This window comes from Helcobacillus sp. ACRRO (genome assembly GCF_022347125.1).
GTDB classification, from domain to species: Bacteria; Actinomycetota; Actinomycetes; order Actinomycetales; family Dermabacteraceae; genus Helcobacillus; species Helcobacillus massiliensis.
In genome coordinates this window covers 52,259-73,018 of sequence record NZ_JAKRNG010000005.1, presented here as the reverse complement: position 1 = coordinate 73,018, position 20,760 = coordinate 52,259, and the positions used below count along the sequence as shown (strand labels likewise).

Here is a 20,760-nt window from a genome sequence, read left to right as displayed (position 1 = left end):
TCACCTGCGCTCAGTAGGATGGCGGTATGAGTGAACAAGGTCTTTCCCACGCCCAGCGGAAGATGCGCGAGGCCTCCGTCCCCGAAGCCGCCATCAGCGTGTTCTCCGATTTCTACCGCCAGCTCGAGGAGGGCACCACCGGCCAGATCCCCGAGGACACCATCGAGCCGTACCTGAACCCGCCGAAGCTCGCCGATGAGACCGTCAGCGAGGACGACGCGGCCGACGCGTTCTCGAAGCTCGTGGTGATCAAGCTCAACGGCGGGCTGGGCACGTCGATGGGTCTGGACAAGGCGAAGACCCTGCTTCCGGTGCGCGACGGCAAGAACTTCCTGCAGATCCTCGCCGAGCAGGTTCTGTCGGCGCGGGAGCGCACCGGCGCCCGCCTGCCCCTGCTGTTCATGAACTCCTTCCGCACCCGCGAGGACACCCTCGAGGTCCTCGAGCAGTACCCGGACCTCGCCGTGGAGGGGCTGCCGCTGGACTTCCTGCAGAACAAGGAGCCGAAGCTCCGCAAGGACGACCTCACCCCGGTGGAGTGGGAGGCGGACCCGAGCCTCGAATGGTGCCCGCCCGGTCACGGCGACATCTACACCGCTCTGTTCGCCTCGGGTGTGCTCACCCAGCTGATCGATGCGGGCTTCCGCTACGCCTGCGTCTCCAACTCGGACAACCTCGGCGCCGAGCCGTCCCCCGAGCTCGCCGGCTGGTTCGCCGCCTCCGGTGCCCCCTACGCCGCGGAGCTGTGCCGACGCACCGCAGCGGACCGCAAGGGCGGCCACCTGGCCGTGCGCAAGGAGGACGGCCGCCTCATCCTCCGCGACACCGCGCAGACCCCGGCGGACGAAATGGACTTCTTCACCGACGAGGACCGCCACCCGTTCTTCCACACCAACAACCTGTGGTTCGATCTGGTGCGCCTGCAGGAGATCCTGGATGAGCGCGGGGGCGTGATGGGCCTGCCGCTGATCCGCAATGAGAAGACCGTGGACCCGGGCGACAAGTCCAGCACGCCCGTCTACCAGATCGAGTCCGCGATGGGCGCCGCGATCGAAGTGTTCGAGGGCGCGACCGCGATCGTGGTGGATCGGGCCCGGTTCCTGCCGGTGAAGGCCACCAGCGATCTGCTGCTGATCCGTTCCGACGCCTACTCCCTCACCGATGACCTCGCGCTGCGCAAGGCGGTGGACACGGTGCCGCTGGTGACGCTGAGCGATGACTACAAGCTGATCGGTGACTTCGATGCCCGCTTCCCGCATGGTGTGCCGTCCATGAAGGAGGCGTCCCGCCTGACCGTGGAGGGTGACTGGACGTTCGGCGCGGACGTAGTGGTCCGCGGTGAGGGGCGCCTCGGCGCCGAGGGCGGTCAGGTGGCCGACGGGACCGTGCTGGGCCAATGACCGCGTGACATGACGCGCTGAGCCTGCGCGAACCCGCAGGGCTGCGCGGCGCAGATGCGACGAGCGGCGGCCGTCCCCACGAGGGAGCGGCCGCCGCTTCTGTTCGTCAGCGAGGCTGACCGACGGAGGATCAGACCTCGCGGATGATCTTCTCCAGGTCGTACGGCAGCGGGTTGCCGTATCGGTGGTTGGTGGCGCTGACCGCCTGCTCATGCACGTAGCTGATCAGCTCGGCGCGACCGGACTGCACCACTGCGTGATCGAACAGGGCGACCTCCGGGCGGAGGTTGATCGCCTCGCGGATCTCCGGCTCCACACCGCCGATGGCGCGGACGCGGTAGATCGGTGCGGTGCGCAGGCGCGCCGCCAGAGCCGCAGCGGACTCGGTGACGACCTCCACGCCCGGGTGGTCGGTGGGGACCTGGGAGGCGAACTGCTCCGGGACCGACACGGATACGGTCGCGCCGACGGTCTTGGCGGCGTGCAGCACACGCTCCACCTCGAACTCGGTGACCTTGCCGCCGACGCGGATCAGCATCTCCACCGGGCGGTACTTCATCACGTTGATCTCGCCGTGCAGCTGCTGCACGTCCTTCGGGGCGTAGAAGGTCGACCAGTTCTCGATGTCGGACTTCTTCGCCTTCTCCAGCCAGGCGGCATCGCGCTCGCCCTCAACGGGGTCGCTGCCCACCATGAGGTGCATCAGGTAGTTCGGGCCGCCCGCCTTCGCGGTCGGGCCGATGGCGGAGCGCTTCCAGCCGCCGAACGACTGACGCTCCACGATCGCACCGGTGATGCCGCGGTTGATGTACAGGTTGCCCGCCTCCACGCGGGAAGCCCATTCGGCGATCTCCGCGGGCTCCAGCGAATGCAGACCAGCGGTCAGACCGTAGTCGGTGCCGTTCTGGATCTCGATCGCCTCATCAAGGGTGTCCGCGTGCATCACGCCGAGGATCGGACCGAAGTACTCCGTGAGGTGGAACTCGCTGCTCTTCTTCACACCGGTGCGCACACCGGGGGAGAAGAGGCGACCGGTCTCATCCAGCTGCTCCGGCTTCGCGAGCCACTTCTCGCCCTCGCCGAGGACGGTGAGGCCGCGCTCCAGCTTCTCGCCGGGCTTCTCGATGACGGGGCCCATCTCGACGGTGGGATCCGTCGGCCAGCCGACCCGCAGGGACAGCACGGCATCCGCCAGCTGGGACTGGAAGCGGCGGGAGCGCTCCACGCTGCCGACGGTGATGACGAGCGAAGCTGCGGAGCACTTCTGGCCGGCGTGGCCGAAGGCGCTGTGGGCGACGTCGTAGGCGGCGAGGTCGAGGTCGGCGTGCGGCGTCACGATGATCGCGTTCTTGCCGGAGGTCTCCGCCTTGATCTTCGCCAGCGGGTTGAAGCGGGCGAACAGCTTCGCGGTCTCGTACGCGCCGGTGAGGATGATCTGGTCGATGCGCTCATCACCGATGAGTGCCTGACCGATCTCGTTCTCCGGCACGTCCACCAGGCGCAGAACATCCTCGGGGATGCCCGCCTCGTGCAGCAGGCGCACCAGGTAGGCGCCGGTGCGCATCGCCTGCGGAGCCGGCTTCACAACCACGGCGGAACCGGTGACCAGGGCGGACACGATGGAGCCGCACGGGATCGCGATCGGGAAGTTCCACGGCGGGGTGACCAGGGTCAGCGGGCGCGCTTCGAACACGATGTCGTCGCGGCTCGCCAGGTCCTCGGCGTTGTCCGCGTAGTACAGCGCGAAGTCGATCGCCTCGGAGACCTCCGGGTCTCCCTGCTCGAAGGTCTTGCCGGTCTCGGACGCGGCCACCTCCAGCAGCTCGGCACGGTGCTCGGCGAGGACTCGGGCGCATTCGCGCAGCAGGTTCGCACGCTCGGACATCGGACGAGCGGCCCATGCCTCCTGGGCGCGCAGCGCGCCGGAGATGATGTCGTGGACTTCCTTCTCGCTGTCCACGCGGGCGGCCTCCGCCTCGGCGACGCCGAGGGTGGAGTCGGCGATGCGCGGCAGCAGCTGACGCGCCCACTCCTGGTTCGCGGCGGTGGTCATGTCGGTGTCCGGGGTGTTGAGGAACTTCCCCGGGGTGGACGGGATGGCGGCGGAGCCGAGCGGGATGCGGGACCCGTCGGCCGGCTTCTCCGCGGCGCGGTCACCCATGCGGTGACGCACCGGCGCCTCCTCCTCGAAGGAGCGGCGCAGAGCGGCCTCGAAGCGCTTCTGCTCGCGCTGGAACAGAGCCTCGCTGGAGTCCAGTTCGAACACGGCGGACATGAAGTTGTCCGAGGAGGCGTTCTCCTCGAGGCGCCGCACCAGGTAGGAGACAGCGACGTCGAACTCTTTGGGGTGCACGACCGGCACGTACAGGCGCATCGAGCCGACGGTCTCGCGGACCACCTGCTGCTGGCCCGGGGCCATGCCCGCCAGCATCTCGAACTCAACGGCGTCCGAGCCCTCGAGTCCGCGCTCCTTCATCAGCAGGTGCGCGTAGGCGATGTCGAACAGGTTGTGGCCGGCGATGCCGAGATGAACGTTCTTCAGCCGCTCCTCGGTCAGGGCCCAGCGCAGCACGCGCTTGTACTGGGCGTCCGACTCCTCCTTGGTGTGGAAGGTGGCGAGCTCCAGGCCGTGCACGGACGCCTCCACCTGCTCCATCGGCAGGTTCGCACCCTTCACCAGGCGCACCTTGATCGGGGCACCGCCCTCGGCGACGCGGCGGGCAGCGAACGCCTGCACGCGCTCCATCGCGGCAGCGGCATCCGGCAGGTAGGCCTGCAGCACGATGCCGGCGTACAGGTCCTTCAGCTCCGGCATGGACAGCAGGCGCTCGAACACCTCGAGGGTGAGCTCGAGGTCCTTGTACTCCTCCATGTCCATGTTGATGAAGGTCGGCTTCGCCTGACGCGCCGCATCGAAATAGAGCGGCTTCAGGTTCTCGAGGATCTTCTCGATCGTGATGTCTGCGCCCCACAGGGACATGTGGTCCACGATGGAGGAGATCTTGATGGAGCAGTAGTCGACGTCATCGCGCAGGATCAGGCGGTGCACGCCCTCCAACCGGCGGTTCGCCTCACGGGCGCCGAGCACGGCCTCGCCGAGCAGGTTGATGTTGAGGTTCACGCCCTGATCGCGGAAGCGCTGAATGGCGCGGCCCAGCTGTGGGTCGCGGGCATCGAGGATGAGGTGCGAGACCATGCGGCGCATGACCTCACCGGCGATCAGCACCGTGGTGCGCGGCGTGATGTACGACGCGGTGGAGCCGAGCTGCACGATGGAGCGCAGGGGACCGGTCAGGAACTTCGGCGGGTCCTGGGCGAGGTGGCGCAGATGGTGCGCGGCGGCGCGCGGATCCTCCGTGCGGATCACGAGGTCGACGAATCCGACGGTGAACTCGAGGCCCTTGGGGTCGGCGAGAACATCGGCGAGCATCTTCGCCTGTGAAGGAACGGGCAGACGGGCTGCATCCTGCACCCAGGTGCGCACCTGTTCGGTGACGGCGCCGGCCATAGCAGCGGGCTGATCGGCGCGGCGGCCGGATCGGGGCATGGTGGACAACTCTGTCTTCTCCTCACCGTAGACAAGAGGGCGCCGGGCAGCGCTCTCGATCCAACAATAGGGGCACTCCCCCTATTCGAGCCCAGCCCGAGGAGTGCGGACTGCGTCACGCGCAGCCCTGCGGGCTGTGTCACCTCTATGGGTGCATTCGATCGGACTCGGGCACAATGGTATCCGGAGACAGTCGATGCCGACTGTCCGAGCACCACTTGCTGTTCAAGGAGGAACACCGCGTGAGCAACGCATCCGCCAGCGCTGACCAGGTCCACAACGATTGGCTCCGCCGTGTGGCGATCGCCGAAAGCATGATCCCGCTGATCGGCGGGCTCTACCGCGAGAAGGATGTGAAGCCCCACATCTTCGGTCGCACTCTGATCAACAAGTCCGGAACCGACATCCTCAAGGCCCACCGCTGGGCCCGCCGCATCGAGAACGGCGAAGCGAAGGTGGAGGACACCCTCGCCGTGCTCGAACTCGCCCGTGAGAAGGACGTCACCGGGATCCCGCTGGACCTCGGCCGCCTGATCCGCGCCGCCTACCGTGACGGCAAGGACGTGCGCGAAGCCGCCCTGGAGTACTTCGAGAAGGCCGAGAACCGCGCCCCGCAGCAGCCCACTGACGTGGTCCTGTACGGCTTCGGCCGCATCGGCCGTCTCCTGGCCCGCATCCTCATCGCCCACCAGGGCTCCGGCGCGGGCCTGCGCCTGAAGGCCATCGTGGTCCGAAAGAACGGTGAGGATGACCTGCAGAAGCGCGCCAGCCTGCTGCGCCGCGACTCCGTGCACGGCAAGTTCGACGGCACGATCTCCGTGGACAAGGACTCCAACGCGATCATCGCCAACGGCACCCGCATCCAGGTCATCTACTCCTCCGACCCGGCATCCGTGGACTACACCGAGTACGGCATCGACAACGCCATCGTGGTGGACAACACCGGCCGCTGGCGCGACGAGGCCGGTCTCGCCGAGCACCTGAAGTCCACCGGTGTGGGCCGAGTGCTGCTGACCGCGCCCGGCAAGGGCGATCTGCCGAACGTGGTGTTCGGCATCAACCACGAGCAGATCACCCCGGACACCCGCATCGTGTCCGCTGCGAGCTGCACCACCAACGCCATCACCCCGGTGCTGAAGAAGCTCAACGACACCTACGGCATCGTCCGCGGCCACGTGGAGACCGTGCACTCCTACACCAACGACCAGAACCTCATCGACAACTTCCACAAGGGCCCGCGCCGCGGCCGCTCCGCAGCGCTCAACATGGTCATCACCGAGACCGGCGCTGCGAAGGCCGTCTCCAAGGCCCTCCCGGAGCTCGAGGGCAAGCTGTCCGGCAACGCCATCCGCGTGCCCACGCCGGACGTCTCCCTTGCGGTGCTGAACCTGACGTTGGAGAAGCCGGTCGACCGCGACGAGGTCAACGCCGACATGCGCGCCGAGTCCCTCACCGGCGAGCTGCGCAACCAGATCGACTACATCGCGTCCTCCGAGGTCGTCTCCACCGACTTCGTCGGCTCCAAGCGCGCCGGCGTCGTGGACGGCCTCGCGACCATCGCTGAGGACAACAGCCTCGTGCTGTACGTCTGGTACGACAACGAGTTCGGCTACTCCTCGCAGGTGATCCGCGTGCTGGAGCACATGGCCGAGCAGATGTGACCGGTCGTCTCACCGCACTGCCCGCAGGGCTGGGGTGAGATGACGAAGGGCCCCGTCGGCCGAGGAGACCTCCTCAGCGCCGACGGGGCCCTTCCCTGTGCGGGGTCGGTCCCTGTGCGGACCGGTCAGCGGACGCGGCGGGCGGTGAACTGGTCGCGCGGGTTCACATAGCGCTCCTGGTTCTCCACCAGCAGCAGCTCCGGCGCGCCCTTCTCCTCCGTGTCGGTCAGCAGGTCGAACACGGCCGAGGCGGTGCGCTCCAGCGACTCCTCCGGGGTTGCGCCGGAGCGGTAGTGCGCGGAGAACAGGGCCGCGGTGACGTCACCGGATCCGTTGCGCTTGGTGGGCAGGTGCGGGGTCTGCACGATCCAGGCGCCGTCCTGGTCGGCGAACAGCATCTCGAGGGTGTCGGCCTCGCGGTCCGGGCGGAACACGGAAGTGACGAGCACGGCCGACGGGCCCATCTCGAACGCACGGTCCACGGACGCGAGCGTGGACTCCAGATCGGTCGGGTCGGTCTCGGTGAGGTAGCCCAGTTCGAACTGGTTGGGAGTGATGAGGTCCGCGGCGGGGATCACCTTCGAGCGCAGCAGCGGCGGGATGTCATCGGCCACGAAGCAGCCGGAGTTCTTGTTCCCCATCACCGGGTCAGCGGTGTAGGTGGCGTTCGGATTCGCGGCGCGCACCCGGTTCGCGGCGTCGATGATGACCTCGGAGATGGCGCTCGAGCCCTGGTAGCCGGACAGGACCAGATCGACCTCGGAGAGGGCGCCGCGGTCCTCCATGCCGAGGATGACCTCGTGGACATCGTCGGCGTCCACCACGGGGCCGCGCCAGGAGCCCCACCCCGTGTGGTTGGAGAACAGCACGGTGCTGACGGGCCACACTTCGTGGCCGAGGCGCTGCAGGGGGAAGACGGCCGCGCTGTTGCCGACATGGCCGTAGGCGACGGAGGACTGGATGGACAGAATCTTCATGCCCTCATTGTTACACCCCCGGTGCGCGGTCAGAACATGGCGGGACCGGCGGCGCGGGAGCGCTCCTGAAGGTAGCAGCGGCCGCACAGCGATTCGTAGGTGACGGTGCCGCCGGCGCCGGAGTCGATCGCGACCTGGTCGCCCTCGAACACGAAACGGCCGCCCACCGATCGGCAGTTGAACTCGGCCTGGGAGCCGCACCGGCACATCGTGGGCAGCTTCTCGAAGTTGTCGGCCACCTCGAACAGCCGTGAGGAGCCGGGGAACTGCGCGGTGCGGAAGTCGGTGCGCAGCCCATAGCAGATCACGGAGATGTCATCGAGCTTCGCGACGAGGAACAGCTGGTCGATCTGCGCGGAGGTGAGGAACTGCGACTCGTCCACGAGGATGCAGGCGAGGGGGCTGCTGAGCTGCGCGGCGGCGTCGTGGATCATGCGGCGCAGATCCTCGCCCTCCTCCACCAGCAGGTCAACGCGGCGGCGGCTGCCGGCGCGCGCCACGACCCAGTCATCGCCCTTGGTGTCCACAGCGGGCTTCACGGTGAGGGTGCTCAGGCCGCGCTCTTCGTAGTTGAAGGCGGTCTTGATGAGGGTGTCGGACTTGCCGGAGTTCATCGCGCCGTATTTGAAGTGCAGCTTGGCCATGCCTCACAACTCTAGTTCACCCCGACTTGCTAGCTTCGGTGCCATGCCCGACGACTCCACACCCCGGAGGCGGATCAGCCGCCCGAACCAGGCCAGGCGCGCCTCGTCGGCGTGGCGGGAGCGCAACCGCCCGCAGCTGGACGCTCTGCAGCGGCACGAGGTGAACCGCCGCATCCCGGTGGGGCTGTCCACGTCGTCGGTGTTCCCCCTGGGGCTCGAGGACACGTTCCGAGCTGCGCAGGGGGCCGGGTACGACGGCGTCGAGGTGATGCTCTCGCACGAAAGGTGCACGCACGACGCCGAGCACCTGCGTGACCTGGTCGCCCGCTACGACATGCCGATCCTGTCGCTGCACGCCCCGACCCTGTTCCTGCTGCAGTTCGTCGGCGGCCTCAATCAGCGCCGCAAGCTGGCGGGGTCCGCGGCGCTCGCCGCTGAGCTCGGCGTGCCGACGGTCGTGGCCCACCCGCCGTTCCGCTGGCAGGGGAAGTACGCCGCGCGGTTCGAGCAGATCGTGCGCGACCTCGAGAAGCGCTACGGCGTGGAGATCGCGGTGGAGAACATGTACCCGTGGCGCCTCGGCGTGCGCGAAGTCCTCGTGTACGCCCCGGATCACGACCCGACCGACCAGGACTTCGCCCACGTCACGATCGACCTCTCCCACGCCTCCACCGCCGGAGACGACTCGCTCGCGATGGTGCAGCGGGTGGGGGACCGGCTGGCGCATCTGCACCTCACCGACGGCAACGGGCACAGCATGAAGGACGAGCACCTGGTGCCTGGGGAGGGCAAGCAGCCCGCCGCCGAGGTTCTGCGGCACCTCGCCATCACGGAGTGGTACGGCTCGATCGTGGTGGAGATCAGCACCGGCAAGGGGCGCCGCTTGGACGCGAAGATGCCGGCGATCGAGAGGTCACTGGCGTTCGCCCGACGCGAGCTCGGTCACCATGCCTTCGAGTGATGGGATTTCTGCACCCTTTTTCAGAGGCAGGTGAGAGAATCACCTGATGGATTCCGCGCGCTCGGGCCCGGCCCCGTCCGGTCGGCCGAGCAGCGCGAACCTCCCGCAGAGCAGCGCGCCGCGCACCCGTGCACGAGTGCGCGCCTCGAACAACGAGCAGACGAAGACAGACGGAAGTGACATGGTTCTCAGCAGCAACGCCTCGTTCGAGCATCGCAACGCCGCGATCCTCTCCATGACCGCGGTGGAGGCGCAGGTCCCCGTGACCTCGGACGAGCTCGATGAGATGCTCGCCCCCGCCCGCAAGCGCCTGCGCATCCCCAAGGGCATGCTGCAGCGCGTGGCCGGCGTGTACGAGCGCCGCTGGTGGAAGGACCCGGAGAACGGGTGGAAGCACGGCGTGGTCCAGGCCGCTGAGCGGGCCATCGCCGAGGCGGGCATCTCTCGCGACCAGGTGGGTCTGCTGATCAACGCCTCGGTGTCCCGCAAGCATCTGGAGCCGGCGATGTCCACGCACATCCACGCCGCGCTCGGCATGCAGCCGTCCACGATGAACTTCGACATCACCAACGCCTGCCTCGGCTTCGTGAACGCCATGACGATGGCCGCCGGCCTGATCGACGCCGGCCAGCTCGACTACGTGCTCGTGGTCGGCGCGGAGGACGTCGAAGAGGTGCAGCGCCGCACCATCGGCCGCCTCAACCAGCGCACCGCCACCCGCGACGACTACAACAACCAGTTCGCCTCCCTCACGCTCGGGTCCGGTGCCGCCGCCGCTGTCATCGGCCCGGCCGACCGGCACCCGGAGGGGCACCGTCTGCTGCACACCCAGTCCCGGGCGGGCACCGAGCACCACGAACTGTGCATCGGCAGCATGGACCACATGCAGACCGACTCCACCGGCCTGCTCGAGAACGGACTGGCGCTCGTGCTGGACACCTGGCGCGCCGCCAAGGAGTCCGGCCGTGACTACAACGCCTGCGACTGGGTGGTCATCCACCAGGTGTCGATGGTGTACTCCCGCGCCTTCTCGAAGGCGGCGGGCTTCGACTTCGACCGCGTGCCGCTGATCTTCCCGGACCTCGGGAACATCGCCGCCGAAGCGGTCCCCATGACCGTGGCGAAGCACCAGGACAAGTTCTCCCGCGGCGACAAGATTCTGATGATGGGTGTGGGCTCCGGTCTGAACACCGCAATGATGGAGGTTGAGTGGTGACGATCGGACACCAGAGCACCGACGCCGGCCGTACAGCAGCGCCGGAGATCCCCGAGCAGCCTGGAGTGGACCCTCGCCTGCACAGGTTCGCCACCGTGAAGGACTCCTTCGGAGACGACCGCCAGTGGCACTACCTGGACAACATCGATCTTCTCGCCGAGCGCGGTGTGACGCCGCGCGGCACCATCCTCGCGGTGCACGGCAACCCCACCTACTCCTTCCTGTTCCGCACCCTGTTCCGCGACGACATCGACTGGCGCGTCATCGCAGTCGACCAGCTGGAGATGGGCTACTCGGAGCGCACGAAGCGCATCCGCGGCCTCCAGGACCGCATCACCGACCTCTCCCTGTTCACCGACAGTCTCGGCCTGCGTGGTCCGATCGTGACCGTCGGCCATGACTGGGGCGGCATCATCTCCATCGGCTGGGCGCTGGACAACAAGCACGACGTCGTCGGCATGATCCTCACCAACACGGCGATCTACCAGGGGCTCGGCGAGTCCCTGCCGAAGGCGCTGCAGATCGCCTCCGCGCCCTCGATCATCCGCACCATGACCTCGGGGACCGACGCGTTCCTCCGCGGCACCATCAACCTCTCCAAGCCGCCGCTGCCTTCTGAGGTGAAGGCGGCGTACCTCGCCCCGTACCGCGGCTCCAAGCGCCGCGCCGGCATCGAACAGTTCGTGGCGGACATCCCGGCCGACGCCATGCACCCCTCCCGCGCCACGCTCGAGCGCCTCGCCGAGGGCCTGAAGGGCATGAAGGTGCCGTCTCTGTTCCTGTGGGGCCCGCGCGACGTCGTCTTCTCCGACCGGTTCCTGCGCGACCTCATTGAACGCGTTCCGCACGCCCAGGTGCACCGCTTCGAGAACGCCTCCCACCTCGTGTGGGACGACGCCGATGTCGCCGGCACCATCGCCGAGTGGCTGCAGGACGTCTACGGCGACCAGAAGCCGGGCGACACCGCTGTCCCCTCGCTGGAGCGCGGCCCGAAGGCCGTCTCCACGTTCGCGGACCAGCCGCCGCACGTGCCGCTCGGCTCCCGCATCACCGAGCTCGCCGAGGACCCCGCCACCGCTGACCTGCCCGCCGTGGTGGAGATGAACGGCGGGCCCGACGGGGGCCGCCGCACCATCACCTGGCGCCGCCTCGAGGAGCGCATCGCCGACCTCAGCGCCGGCATGCTCGCCCACGGCATCCGTCGGGGCTCGCGCGTGTCCGTGCTGGTGGAGCCGGGTGCGGACCTCACCGCCGTGCTCTACTCCTGCCTGCGCATCGGGGCCGTCGCCGTTGTGGCCGATGCGGGTCTCGGCGTGAAGGGCCTGACCCGCGCGGTCGTGGGCTCCCACCCGGACTTCATCATCGGCATCGACCGTGCCCTCATCGGCGCGAAGGTGCTCGGCTGGCCGGGGCAGAAGATCAGTGTGCAGACCCTGCCGACCGTGGACCGCGCCGTCCTCGGCGTCACCACCTCGGTGGCGGAGCTGATGAACGAGGGTTCGCAGATGCGCGCCCTCGCCGCTGATACCCGCGCCGAAGACCTGGACCCGGACGAGGACGCCCTGATCCTGTTCACCTCCGGCTCGACCGGCCCCGCGAAGGGCGCCGCCTACACGCACCGTCAGGCCAGCGCCATGTTCAGCGCCGTCGGCGAGACCCTGCAGCTGCGTCCCGAGCGCGGCCTGGTCGCCGGGTTCGCACCGTTCGCGCTGCTGGGTCCCTCGCTCGGCGCCCCCAGTGTGGTGCCGGATATGGATGTCACCCGCCCCGGTGAGCTGACCGCTGCGGCTCTCGCAGATGCGGTGGATGCGCTCGGCTCCCCGGCCGTGTTCACCGCCCCCGCAGCACTGAAGAACATCATCGACACCGCCGGCGAGCTGACCACTGAACAGCGGGAAGCGCTGGCGCGTGTGCCCAGCTTCTTCTCCGCCGGCGCGCCGATCCCGGCGCCGCTGCTGCGGCAGCTGCGCACGCTGATGCCGAACGCGCAGTCGTTCTCCCCGTACGGCATGACCGAATGCCTCGCGGTCGCCGCGATCGACCTCGACGGCATCGAGGAGGCCGGCAGTGGCAACGGCGTCTGCGTGGGCCGACCCGTTCCGCGCGTGGAGATCGCCATCGCGCCGGTCGATGAGCTCGGCCGCGCCGCCGACCACGCCGTCACCACCGCAGGGGTGACCGGTGAGATCCTGGTCCGCGCAGCCCATGTCCGCGACCGCTACCTCATGCTGTGGCGCACCACCCGGGAGGCGATGCGCATCGAGGGCTACCACGCCACCGGCGACATCGGCCACCTCGACGACCAGGGCCGGCTCTGGGTGGAGGGCCGCCTCGCGCACGTGATCCCCACGGCCGAGGGCGTCCGCACCCCGGTCGTGATCGAGCAGGCCGTGGAATCGGTCGAGGGCGTGCGCCGCGCCGGCGTCTGCGGCGTCGGCCCCGCCGGCACCCAGCAGATCATCGCGGTGGTGGAGATGGAGGAGGACCACCGTCCGGGCAGGCCCGCACAGCCGAAGCCGGCGCCGCACGAACTGGAGGACAGCATCCGTCGGACCGTGCGCGAGCGCACCGGCGCCGAAGTGACCGCCGTGTTCACCACCACCACGCTGCCCACCGATATCCGCCACAACTCCAAGATCGACCGCACGCGCCTGGCCGCGTGGGCCGAGGTGGCACTGTCCGGAAAGAAGGCGAAGCTGTGAAGGTCCTCGTCACCGGCGCATCCGGCATGCTCGGCGGGTATGTTGCGCGGGCTCTGCGCGACGCCGGCCATGAGGTGTCCGCATTCCAGCGCCGCCCCGCCGGCATCGACGGCGTCGCCGACATCACCGGCTCCCTCACGGAGGAGGCCGATGTCCGCCGCGCCGTCGCCGGGCAGGACGCCGTTGTGCACCTCGCTGCGAAGGTGTCGATCTCCGGTCCCGAAGAGGAGTACCGGAAGATCAACATCGAGGGCACCCGCCACATCGTTGAGGCGATGAAGGCACAGGGAGGCGGCAAGCTCGTCAACATCTCCTCCCCGTCGGTCGCGCACTTCGGCCAGTCGATCGTGGGCCTCGGCACCACCGCCCCGGAACCGGAGCGCGCCTCCAGCCCGTACGCGCGGACGAAGGCAGCGGCGGAGCTCGTCGCCATGGCCGCGGACGGCGAGGACGGCATGCTCGTCACCTCGATCCGCCCGCACGTGGTGTGGGGACCGGGCGACACGCAGCTGGTCGAGCGCATCGGCGGCCGCGCCAAGCAGGGGCGGATGCCGCTGCTGGACGAGGGCAACGCCCTGATCGACACCATCTACGTCACCAACGCCGCGGACGCGATCGTGGCGGCGCTGAACCGCATCGACGAGGTGCACGGCGAATCGTTCGTCGTCACCAACGGCGAACCGCGCACGGTGCGCGACATCATCGGCGGCTTCGCCGCCGCGGTCGGTGCCGAGCGTCCCACGCTGCGGATCCCGTCGTCAGTGGCGCGCATCGCCGGGCGCATCATCGAGCGGCTCTGGGAGATCCGACCGGGATATGACGAACCGCCGATGACGGAGTTCTTCGCCGAACAGCTGTCCACCGCGCACTGGTTCGATCAGCGCCGCACCCGTGAGCGCCTGCAGTGGACGCCGAAGGTCAGCATCGATGAGGGCTTCGAGATCCTGCGCCGCTACTACTCCACCAGCCCCCGCTGACGTGCATCCGTCGGGCACGAGACAGAAGGACATCGTGAACACTCACGCCGTTGAGGACTACCAGGACCTGGATGCCGAGATCCGCGCCGATATGGATGCCGCCCCGCGCGCCCCTCAGCGCACGGTCGGGCTCGTCCTGCTGATCGGCGGTTTCCTCGGCTGGTGGGCGTCGGTTGCCCTCACCCTCGACAAGTTCACCCTGCTGAAGGACCCGCACGCGAAGCTCGGGTGCGACGTCAACCCGTTCATCTCCTGCGGCACCATGCTGAACACGTGGCAGGCGTCCACGTTCGGCATCCCGAACCCGCTGATCGGCATCGGCGGGTTCGCGATCATGGCGGCCGTCGGTGCGCTGATGATGTCCTGGGTCCTCCTGCCGCGCTGGTTCGAATGGGCGGTGTTCGGCGGAGTGGCGTTCTCGTTCGCGTTCATCCATTGGCTGGCGATCTCCGCGATCTTCTTCATCCACGCCCTCTGCCCCTGGTGCCTCGTGGCGTGGGTGGCCAGCGCCCCCATGTTCTTCTCGGTGGCGGCGCGCCTGGTGGAGACCGGGCACATCGGCGCCCAGGGGGCCGTCCGACGGGTGCTGCGCTCCTGGGTGGTGCTCACCCTCTCCTGGTACCTGCTCGTGATCGTTCTGATCGTCGTGATGTTCTGGAACCAGTGGGTGCTGATGTTCGGTCTGTGAGCCGCAGCTGACCCGGTCCGTACACGGCGGCTCGGTCCACATCACCGCTTGTCCCCAGTCCCCGTCTCCGGGCGGAGGCTGGGGACGATGCTTCCTAGCGTGGGCGCATGAGTCAGAGGGATACGCGGAAGGGCCGCCGAGCGGCCCCGCACACACAGGCCAGCAGCTGGGACGATCTGGAGAAGTGGGCACGCCCCACCCTCACCGAACGCGTCCGGAGCGCCGTCACCCTCACCCGCGTGCTCCTGTTCGCAACCGTCATCGCCGTCGTGGTGCTGGCGGCCCGGCTGGTGACGGCCGGGAGCGATTCCGGCACGGTGGTGCCGCCCGCTGCCGCCGCCCGCACCGATCCGGGAACTGCCGCCAGCGATGGTGGCGGGACCGGTGGGGGAGCGGAGCGCCCGCAGCCCGCCCCCGCTTCGACTCCCGGCCCCGGCGATCCTGCGGCCCCGGCAGAGGGACCGGAACCGGCCGCCGGGGTCATGTACGTCTACGTCACCGGGCAGGTGCCGAACCAGGGCGTGGTCCGGGTTCCGGCGGGCGCGCGCGTGCACGATGCTGTGCGCGCCGCCGGCGGCCTCACCGGCGACGCCGACACCACCTCCCTCAACCTCGCCCGCCCTCTCCAGGACGGTGAGCACATCCATGTCCTCGCCCACGGGGAGGAACCGCCGCCCGGGTACAGCGCCGGCACCATCGGCTCACCCGGCAGCACCGGCACCACCGGCTCCAGCAGCCCGGGCAGCGGGGGCGGGCCCGCCGAAGCGCGCGGAACCAGCACCGGCGGGCCCGGTGGGGGAGCCGACGGGCGCATCAACATCAACACCGCCACCGCTCAGGAGCTGCAGGAACTGCCCGGAGTGGGGCCGTCCATCGCCCAGCGCATCATCGAGTTCCGGGACGCGAACGGCCAGTTCCCCAGCGTCGACTCCCTCACCGAGGTGAGCGGAATCGGCCCGGCCACGCTGGAGAAGCTGCGTGACTCCGCGACAGTCTGACCGACCTGGGCGACGCACCCTCAGAGCCGGCGACGCCGCCTCTGGTGAACGCCCCGCCCGAGGCTCGCTGGGCGGCGATCCGGCCGCGCCGATGCCGCCGGATCGCCGGGTCCGCAGCCGGCTCGTCCCAGCCGCCGTCATCCTGTGGGCGGCAGCGATCACCGGTGTGCTGTCCGGTCTGGAGAGCGGCCGCGCCGTCCTCGCCGGGGGCCTACTGGTGGCGCTGGGGACCGCGATCATCACTCGGCGGCACCGTCGCCTCGAGGACGACCGCGTCGACCCGCCATCCCCGGCACGGACCCACCTCACAGCGACCGCTGTCGTGACTGCGGTGGTCCTGTGCATCACGGGGCCGGTGCAGCTGCTGCGCACCGACGCGCAGGAGCAACAGCTCGTGCCGCTGGACCGTGCTGTCGAGGCCCGCACGGACCCGTCGGCCCCCGACCTGATGATGACGATCGACCTGCGCATCCGCACCCCACCGGCTCCCATCCGGGCGCAGAGGCGCACCGACAACAGCGGGGAAACCGAGCTCAGCACTGCCGGAGACCGCGTCACCGCGCATGCGGACCCCGTTGAGCGGTCAGCACGCCTCGGCCGCGACCGGGTCGAGCTGCCGGACCACACTCGCGTGATCGTCGCGCTCGACTCCTCGACCCGCGGGGACGCACGGCTGCTGCCAGGGGACCAGGTGCAGGTGCGCGGCCGCATCGACCGGCGCGGCACCACCGTGTTCATCGACGCCGCCGAGATCCGCCCCGCCCACGGCCTCGACCTGACGGGCCCGTGGAGACCGGCTCAGCTGCGCGGACGGCTCCACCAGCATCTGCAGGCCGCCACGTCCGTCCTGCCCGCCGATCGCGCCGCCCTGGTGCGCGGCATGGCCATCGGCGACACCACCGGCATGAGCGAGGAGCTGGATGAGGCGATGAAGATCTCCGGGCTCACCCATCTGGTGGCGGCATCGGGCGCGAACATCGCCCTCGCGTGCGCCTGCGCGGCGATCCCGCTGCTGCTGCTCGGAGTGCGGCGCCGGATCCGAGTGCTGATGTCCATCGCGTCCGCGGTGGGATACCTGCTGATCGTCGGTCCCGAACCGAGTCTGCTGAGGGCGTTCGCGATGGTGCTGCCGCTGCTGGTCGCGCGGTTCATCGGCATCCGCACCAGCGCCCTCAACGCCCTCTGTCTGACCGTCATCACCTACAGCGCGCTGTGGCCGCCCCTCGCGGCGTCTGTCGGCTTCATCCTGTCCGCCGCAGCCACCGGCGCGATCCTCACCCTCGCGCGGCCCACCGCCGCCGTGATCCGTGAACTGACCGCTGGCCGGGTGCCGGAGATCATCGCGCTGGCCGTCGCTGTGCCGCTCGTTGCGCAGGCGGCGTGCACACCGGTGCTGATCCTCCTGCGCCCCGAAGTGTCCCTCTGGGCGGTGCCCGCGAACATGGCCGCGGAGATCGTCGTCGCCCCCACCACCGTCGTCGGGTTCCTCGCTCTCACGGTCGCTCTGGTGAGCCCCGGCGTCGCGGCTCCGATGCTGCAGGTCGCCGGCTGGGGAGCCGAAGCCGTCATTCAGATCGCCGAGTGGAGCCGAATCCTGCCCGGCGCGCAGATCCCCGTACCCGACGGGGCGCGCGGCGCCCTCCTCGCCGCGGTGGTGCTCACCGGGGTGCTCGCCCTGACGTGGCAGCGGCACCGGCCCGCCGCGTGGGCGCTCGCCGCCTGCCTCGTCCTCATCGCCGCCGGGCCCGGCATCGTGCGATCTGCGAGCATTCGGTTCGCGCCACCGGCGTGGACGATGGCGCTGTGCGACGTCGGTCAGGGCGACGCCCTGCTGACTCGAATGGCGCCGGATCCGTCGGCACCCGTGGTGCTGATCGACACCGGGCCCGACCCGCAGGCGCTCACCGGCTGCCTCGATGCGCTCGGTGTGGACCGCATCGACCTGGTGGTCCTCACCCACCCCCACGCCGATCACACCGGCGGCCTGCCTGCGCTGACGGGGGAGCGGTCTCCGTCGGCGGCCTGGGTGTGTCCCCTGGACACCTCCACACCCCCGCATCTGCCCGCCACCACGAACGTCCGCACCGCGGTGCGGGGCGACGCCCTGACGCTCGGGCAGGGCCGCCTGGACGTCCTCTGGCCGACGGATGCCGACACCATCACCAGCGTCGCCGCCCGCGAGAGCTCCTCCGGCGAGCAGGCGGAGGCCAACGACTGTTCCGTCACCGTCGCCCTCACGTGGGCCGACGGGGCCCGGCTCGTCGCCCTCGGCGATCTCGAACCGGCGGCCCAGGCCGCCCTGGCGGAGCTCGGCGCAGGGCATGCCGACGTCGTGAAGGTGGCGCATCACGGGTCCCGCCGCCAGGACGACGCCCTGTACCGTCAGCTCGCACCGTCGCTGGCGGTGATCGGAGTGGGGGAGGACAACACGTTCGGCCACCCCCACCCGGATGCGCTGAGGCTGATCAGCGATCGCGGCGCGACCATCGTGCGCAGTGACCTGCACGGCCTCACACTCATCAGCAGCGACGGCGGCGGCGCGTGGCGTGTGCACCCCCAGCGCTCTGATCTAGACTCGGTCCGGTCAACAGGGAGGTTCCATGGCCCAGGTGGAATGGCACAGCGTCGCACCCGCCCCGGTGGTGCTGCTGACAGGCAGAGAACCGCTGCTGCTGCAGCGGGCCGCTGACCGCCTCCGCACACTCGTCCGGGAGAAGGACCCCGAGGTCGAAATCCACGACCTGCAGGCCGGCGACACCACGCCCGGTGAACTGCGGCAGGTCACCGCACCGTCCCTGTTCGGCGACGCCCGCTTCGTCCTCATCGACAACCTCGGCCGCGCCAACGACCAGCTGCTCGACGCGCTCATCGACTACGTGCAGCAGCCCGAGGACGGCGTCACCCTCGTGCTGCGCCACGGCGGGGAGCAGCGCGGCAAGAAGCTCCTGGACACCATCAGGAAGTCCGGTGCTCCCTGGGTGAAGGCCGACCCGATCAAGAAGCTGAACGACAAGCACGCGTTCACACTCTCCGAGTTCTCCCGTGCCCGCCGGCGCATCGCCACCGACGCCGTCCACGCCCTCGTCGACGCCTTCGGCTCCGACCTCGCAGAGCTCGCCGCCACCTGTCAGCAGCTGCTGTCCGATACGCAGCCGGAACCGAAGGAGGAGGCAGGCCCGATCACCCTGCGCGACGTCGAGGCGCTCACCGCCGGGCGGGTGGAGACCACCGCGTTCGCCGTGGCCGATGCCGCGATCGGCGGCAAGGAGCGCGAAGCCCTCGCCCTGCTGCGCCACGCGGAGCTCGCCGGTGTGGATCCCGTGCCGCTCGTCGCGAGCTTCGCCCGCAAACTGCGGGATGTGGCCAGGGCGGCGGCGCCGGGTGCCACCGCGCAGTCCGTCGGCATGCCCGATTGGCTGTTCCGCAATCAGGCCCGGGAGGCCCGCCAATGGACCGACCGCGGACTCGCCGCCGCGATCCAGGCCGTCGCCTCCGCCGACCACGGTGTGAAGGGCAACGAACGCGACCCCCACTGGACCGTGCAGCGCATGGTCATCAGCATCTGCCGCGCCCGCCGCATCCGCTGACCTCTCACTGAAGGAGACTCATGAAGCACCGATTCACCGCTTGGCAGATCTTCGTGATCGTGTGGGCGGCCCTGTTCATCCTGCTGGTTCTGATCGGCGCGGTCCTCAAGGGCCCGGACCTGCTGCGCACCACGTTCTCCGACCCGAACGCCGCCGCGCACAGTGCAGCGAGCATCGCCGCGCCGCTGAGGGCATGACGAAGCGGCCGCACCCCCTCGGGATGCGGCCGCTTTTCCAGCCTGTGTCAGGCGATGATCACTTCTTGAGCGATGCGACCAGCGCAGCGAGACCGGACTTGCGGTTCGCGCTCTGGTTCTTGTGGATGACGCCCTTGGACGCTGCCTTGTCCAGCTTGCGCGAAGCGTCGCGCAGTGCGGCAGCAGCTGCGTCGGCGTCACCATTGGCGACCGCAGCGCGCACCTTGCGCGTGTAGGTCTTCAGCTCGCTCTTGACGGCGCGGTTGCGCGCGCGAGCCTTCTCGTTGGTGCGGTTGCGCTTGATCTGGGACTTGATGTTTGCCACGTGGAGCCTTCTCTGTTGTCTATAAGGTGAAGCGCCGCTTCAGCGGAGGGTGCGGTTCGGACGGGGACGGGCGGTGGGGATTCGCCTGGAGACGTCCGCGCCGCACTACCGAAGCGGATAACACGATCCCCGTTCAGCGAAAAGGCCTCCCGGACACGGATGGGCGGCCCGCCGCCGACAGCGGATCGGTATGTTCACACATACTCGACCGACCTTACCAGCGAGCCGTCGCGCAGGGAACCGCCCTCCCCTCACCAACCGTACTGATCACGTATGGCTTTGCTCACCCGGGTGAACACGGCCTCGCCCACACGGCCGCCCTCTCGGCGCACCGTGCTGGTGCGCAGCTGGATCAATCGGTCCACCCGCACCTCGGACGGCCGACCCTTCGCATCCCACTGGCCGGAGCCGATGTCCACCCATCGGTTGCCGTGCTCGTCCACATGGTCGCCGGCGCCGCGGTCCCGCGAGGTGAGCATCAGGCAGGTGAGGACATCGCCGTCGACCTCCAGCACCAGGACGGGGCGGTCCTTGCCCTGCGTTGGGTCCTCCTCGAACGGGACCCACCCCCACACCACCTCACCCGGGTCGGGGGAGCCATCGGCCCGGGGTGCATAGGTCAGGCGCATCGGGCGGGAGCCATCGCGGTCAGGCAGTGGCGTGCCGAGCGTCTGCTGCTCGGCCTGGGCGCGGCCGGTCCGCTCCGCCGCGGGAGCCCCCGAATGGGCCGGGGCAGGTGCGGCCGAGCCTCGGCGGCGCTGGAGTTCGCGGATGCCGCGGCGTCCCAGGGAGAACGCGGTGCGCTGCACCATCGGATTGCGGGCTGCGCGCAGCAGCGATGAGAACAGTGACATGACTGGAACGCTAGCAGCGGCGCCTG

16 protein-coding genes are annotated in these 20,760 nt (G+C 69.4%); 11 read left to right on the top strand and 5 right to left on the bottom strand.

Annotated features, from left to right (window positions below):
* Nucleotides 1-26: 26 nt before the first annotated feature.
* Entirely contained in the window at nucleotides 27-1,400 is a 1,374-nt protein-coding gene (locus MHY20_RS03055; RefSeq protein WP_239374637.1) for a UTP--glucose-1-phosphate uridylyltransferase, read from the top strand.
* A 130-nt stretch (nucleotides 1,401-1,530) separates the two neighbouring features.
* On the opposite strand, the gene MHY20_RS03050 is transcribed toward MHY20_RS03055, so the two are convergent.
* Entirely contained in the window at nucleotides 1,531-4,947 is a 3,417-nt protein-coding gene (locus MHY20_RS03050; protein ID WP_239374739.1) for a bifunctional proline dehydrogenase/L-glutamate gamma-semialdehyde dehydrogenase, read from the bottom strand.
* A gap of 242 nt (nucleotides 4,948-5,189) precedes the next feature.
* On the opposite strand from MHY20_RS03050, the gene MHY20_RS03045 reads away from it, so the two are divergent.
* The gene (locus MHY20_RS03045; RefSeq protein WP_259922794.1) at nucleotides 5,190-6,608 is read left to right on the top strand and encodes a glyceraldehyde-3-phosphate dehydrogenase; all 1,419 of its coding nucleotides are present in this window, start codon (nucleotides 5,190-5,192) and stop codon (nucleotides 6,606-6,608) included.
* Nucleotides 6,609-6,733: 125 nt separating this feature from the next.
* Here MHY20_RS03045 and pdxY read toward each other — a convergent pair whose 3' ends face one another.
* Together pdxY and MHY20_RS03035 are read right to left on the bottom strand one after the other, a co-directional pair.
* Nucleotides 6,734-7,585 (bottom strand): pyridoxal kinase PdxY, encoded by an 852-nt coding sequence (pdxY, locus tag MHY20_RS03040; protein ID WP_183374702.1) that lies wholly within the window; start codon nucleotides 7,583-7,585, stop codon nucleotides 6,734-6,736.
* Between the two features lie 29 nt (nucleotides 7,586-7,614).
* A complete protein-coding gene (locus MHY20_RS03035; RefSeq protein WP_183374700.1) occupies nucleotides 7,615-8,229 on the bottom strand; it encodes a thymidine kinase in 615 nt (204 codons plus the stop codon).
* A 43-nt stretch (nucleotides 8,230-8,272) separates the two neighbouring features.
* Between MHY20_RS03035 and MHY20_RS03030 the strand changes: the two genes are divergently transcribed.
* The 9 genes from MHY20_RS03030 (at nucleotide 8,273) to MHY20_RS02990 (ending at nucleotide 19,555) form a co-directional block, all read left to right on the top strand.
* Nucleotides 8,273-9,190, top strand: coding sequence for a sugar phosphate isomerase/epimerase (locus tag MHY20_RS03030; RefSeq protein ID WP_239374635.1), 918 nt, complete (start codon nucleotides 8,273-8,275; stop codon nucleotides 9,188-9,190).
* 181 nt (nucleotides 9,191-9,371) lie between these two features.
* Nucleotides 9,372-10,406, top strand: coding sequence for a 3-oxoacyl-ACP synthase III (locus tag MHY20_RS03025; protein ID WP_183374696.1), 1,035 nt, complete (start codon nucleotides 9,372-9,374; stop codon nucleotides 10,404-10,406).
* Nucleotides 10,403-13,108 carry an alpha/beta fold hydrolase gene (locus MHY20_RS03020; RefSeq protein WP_239374633.1) on the top strand — a complete coding sequence of 902 codons (2,706 nt, stop codon included), beginning with the start codon at nucleotides 10,403-10,405 and terminating at the stop codon, nucleotides 13,106-13,108. Before MHY20_RS03025 ends, MHY20_RS03020 begins: the two co-directional genes overlap by 4 nt.
* Complete coding sequence (locus MHY20_RS03015) at nucleotides 13,105-14,085, top strand: NAD-dependent epimerase/dehydratase family protein (protein WP_239374631.1); 981 nt, start codon at nucleotides 13,105-13,107, stop codon at nucleotides 14,083-14,085. The genes MHY20_RS03020 and MHY20_RS03015 overlap by 4 nt, the downstream gene beginning before the upstream one ends.
* A gap of 34 nt (nucleotides 14,086-14,119) precedes the next feature.
* Nucleotides 14,120-14,773 carry a vitamin K epoxide reductase family protein gene (locus MHY20_RS03010; protein ID WP_239374629.1) on the top strand — a complete coding sequence of 218 codons (654 nt, stop codon included), beginning with the start codon at nucleotides 14,120-14,122 and terminating at the stop codon, nucleotides 14,771-14,773.
* 107 nt (nucleotides 14,774-14,880) lie between these two features.
* Nucleotides 14,881-15,771, top strand: coding sequence for a helix-hairpin-helix domain-containing protein (locus MHY20_RS03005; protein WP_239374626.1), 891 nt, complete (start codon nucleotides 14,881-14,883; stop codon nucleotides 15,769-15,771).
* A gap of 91 nt (nucleotides 15,772-15,862) precedes the next feature.
* Entirely contained in the window at nucleotides 15,863-18,460 is a 2,598-nt protein-coding gene (locus tag MHY20_RS03000) for a ComEC/Rec2 family competence protein (RefSeq protein WP_239374622.1), read from the top strand.
* The gene (gene holA, locus MHY20_RS02995) at nucleotides 18,372-19,358 is read left to right on the top strand and encodes a DNA polymerase III subunit delta (RefSeq protein WP_239374619.1); all 987 of its coding nucleotides are present in this window, start codon (nucleotides 18,372-18,374) and stop codon (nucleotides 19,356-19,358) included. Before MHY20_RS03000 ends, holA begins: the two co-directional genes overlap by 89 nt.
* A gap of 20 nt (nucleotides 19,359-19,378) precedes the next feature.
* The gene (locus tag MHY20_RS02990) at nucleotides 19,379-19,555 is read left to right on the top strand and encodes a hypothetical protein (RefSeq protein WP_239374616.1); all 177 of its coding nucleotides are present in this window, start codon (nucleotides 19,379-19,381) and stop codon (nucleotides 19,553-19,555) included.
* Nucleotides 19,556-19,613: 58 nt separating this feature from the next.
* Here MHY20_RS02990 and rpsT read toward each other — a convergent pair whose 3' ends face one another.
* Together rpsT and MHY20_RS02980 are read right to left on the bottom strand one after the other, a co-directional pair.
* The gene (gene rpsT, locus MHY20_RS02985) at nucleotides 19,614-19,880 is read right to left on the bottom strand and encodes a 30S ribosomal protein S20 (protein WP_183374682.1); all 267 of its coding nucleotides are present in this window, start codon (nucleotides 19,878-19,880) and stop codon (nucleotides 19,614-19,616) included.
* 251 nt (nucleotides 19,881-20,131) lie between these two features.
* The gene (locus MHY20_RS02980; RefSeq protein WP_239374613.1) at nucleotides 20,132-20,734 is read right to left on the bottom strand and encodes a type II toxin-antitoxin system PemK/MazF family toxin; all 603 of its coding nucleotides are present in this window, start codon (nucleotides 20,732-20,734) and stop codon (nucleotides 20,132-20,134) included.
* Between the last annotated feature and the right edge of the window lie 26 nt (nucleotides 20,735-20,760).